Raw genomic sequence first — 2,486 nt, 5'->3', positions numbered from 1 at the left:
CCCGACTTCGCTGGCGTCGGCACTCGACCGGGCCGTGAACGATCCGGGACTCGGTGATTTCGCCGGATCGATCAGCGACCCCACGACCGGCACGGTGTTGTGGTCGAAGGATCCCGACCGCGCCTTGATCCCGGCCTCCACGACGAAGATTCTCACCGCTGCGGCTGCCATGCTCGTGCTGCCGTCCGATCATCGGATCACCACGCGCGTCGTCGAAGGTTCGAAGCCGGGAGAGATCGTCCTGATCGCCGGGGGCGACCCCACCCTGTCGGCACTGCCGCCCGGCGAGGAGAGCTTCTATCCGGGTGGTCCTCGCATCGCCGATCTCGCCGAACAGATCCGCCGCGGCGGCACGACCGTCGAGACCGTCCTCGTCGACACGAGCCTGTACAGCGGGGATCCGCTCGCGCCGGGCTGGTTTCCCCAGGACGTCGGCGACGGTTATGTCGCGCCCATCGAACCGGTGATGCTCGACGGCGGCCGGTTGCGCCCGCTCGAAGACGAATCGCCTCGCAGCGCTACGCCCGCCCTGGACGCCGGTCGTGCACTGGCGACCGCGCTCGGCGCCGACCCCGCGCGGGTAGCACTCGGATCCGCCTCACCCGGTGCGGCGCCCATGGCGTCGGTCCAGTCGGCGCCGCTCACCGTGCGCCTCGGCCAGATGCTGCGCCGATCCGACAACGTCCTCGCGGAGACCATCGGACGGGAGGTCGCGGTCGCGGCGGGCACCGAGCACTCGTTCGAGGGCACCACGAAGGCGGTGACCGGTACCCTGCAGCAAGCGGGTCTGGACGTCACCGGTGTGACGTTGCGCGACGTCAGCGGGCTCTCGGTCGAGAACCGGATTCCCGCTCGTACGCTCGATCGCGTGATCTCCGAGGCGGCCGGACCGAACAGGACGGAGCTGCGGCCCATGCTCGACTATCTTCCCGTCGCAGGAGCGACCGGCACGCTCGCCGACCGCTACGGCACCACGACCCGTGCCGGGGCCGGCTGGGTGCGGGCGAAGACCGGCACGCTGACCGAGGTCAACGGACTCACCGGGTACGTCGTCGACTCCGACGGTCGTGTGCTGTCGTTCGCTCTGCTCTCCAACGGCAGGTCGCCGGGTGAGGCCCGGCCCGCCCTCGACGCCGTGGCGTCGGTGCTTCGCGAGTGCGGCTGCCGATGACCGGCAAGGAGCGGGCTCTCGGCGACGCGATCGACTGGTCGTTCGCGGCCGGGGTCGGCGTGCGCCTCACCCGCTCCGAACCTGCCATGTCGCAGTACACGCGCGACGCGGTGCAGGACGAACTGTTCTCGGCTGCCGCACGCGCCGAGGGCCCCGTGCGCGAGCACACGCGGCTCGACGACGGAACGGAGCCGCCGCCGGCGCGGGTCGTCGACCGGCCCGGATGGGTGCGCGCGGCCGCGGCGTCCATGGCCGACCTCACCGCGGCGCCGGGTGCGGATCCGGGTGGCAGCCGACGCTGGGTGGGCAAACCGGCGGGCGCGCAGGCGGGGGCCATGCTGGCGTACCTGTCCTCGGCGGTGCTCGGACAATACGATCCGTTCTCCCGCTCGTTGCTGCTCGTCGCGCCCAATGTCGTCGCGGTCGAACGTGTCCTGAAGGTGCCGCCCACCGATTTCCGGCTGTGGGTGTGCCTGCACGAGGTGACCCACCGCGTGCAGTTCTCGCAGGCACCGTGGATGGCGGAACTGATGCGCGATGCTGCCGCCGATCTCGCCACCGCCGTCGAGGAACCGATGGGCGACGTCGCGACCCGCGTGGTGTCGGCGGTGAAGGACCTGCGCGCTCCGGGCGAGAAGCCGATGTCGGAGCGGGGGATGCTCGGCGTCGTGCGTGCCCTGCAGGCACAATCGCAACGCGAATCGTTCGATCGGATCCTCGCGCTGGGAACTCTCCTCGAAGGTCACGCCGACCATGTGATGGACGGTGTCGGCCCGGCCGTGGTCCCGTCGGTCGCGCGGATCCGGCGGGCGTTCGACAACCGCCGGCACCGCAACAGCAGCCCCGTCCATCGCCTGATCCGGCTCGTCCTCGGCATGGACGCCAAGATGGCGCAGTACGTGCACGGCAAGAAGTTCGTCGACGCCGTCGTCGCGAAGGTCGGCATGGACGACTTCAACGCGGTGTGGTCCGGACCGGATGCCCTGCCCACCCTGGCGGAGATCGACCATCCCGACGCGTGGATCGCGCGGGTGCTGGGCTGATCGTGGCATCACCGTCGGCCGATCGCCCGCTGCTGCCCGAGACCCCGGCGATCCACGAAGTGCGACTCGCAGTGCGGGCCTGGCTGGGCGCGCACCCCGTCGGCGAGGTGACCGTCGCGCTGTCCGGCGGAGCCGATTCCGCAGCCCTGACCGCCGCCGCCGTGGCGGAAGCGGACGCGGTACACGCCGTCGTCGTCGACCATCGCCTGCAGGCCGGCTCCGAGGTCGTCGCCGCCCGCGCCGCGGAGTTCGCCCGGGCCCGCGGCTGCGCG

2 protein-coding genes and 1 pseudogene are annotated in these 2,486 nt (G+C 71.5%); all 3 read left to right on the top strand.

Annotated features, from left to right (window positions below; translation table 11 throughout):
• Positions 1 to 1,171 (top strand): D-alanyl-D-alanine carboxypeptidase/D-alanyl-D-alanine endopeptidase (dacB, locus tag R1101_RS0121155; RefSeq protein WP_016935260.1); only part of this gene is annotated, 1,171 nt, incomplete at its 5' end.
• Positions 1,168 to 2,214 (top strand): zinc-dependent metalloprotease, encoded by a 1,047-nt coding sequence (locus tag R1101_RS0121150; protein ID WP_026003550.1) that lies wholly within the window; start codon positions 1,168 to 1,170, stop codon positions 2,212 to 2,214. The genes dacB and R1101_RS0121150, both read left to right, overlap by 4 nt.
• Positions 2,190 to 2,486: pseudogene (locus R1101_RS27980) on the top strand (ATP-binding protein); the annotation flags it as partial. The gene R1101_RS0121150 and the pseudogene R1101_RS27980, both read left to right, overlap by 25 nt.

The sequence above is a fragment of the Rhodococcus sp. R1101 genome, from assembly GCF_000278445.1.
Classification (GTDB): domain Bacteria; phylum Actinomycetota; class Actinomycetes; order Mycobacteriales; family Mycobacteriaceae; genus Rhodococcus; species Rhodococcus gordoniae.
Note: the sequence above shows the minus strand (reverse complement) of the source record. Positions and strands in the feature narration are given on the sequence as shown.

Bases quoted from the DNA above. Each gene is read 5' to 3' on its own strand.
- R1101_RS0121150 (WP_026003550.1), top strand. From the start codon at position 1,168: ATGACCGGCAAGGAGCGGGCTCTCGGCGACGCGATCGACTGGTCGTTC.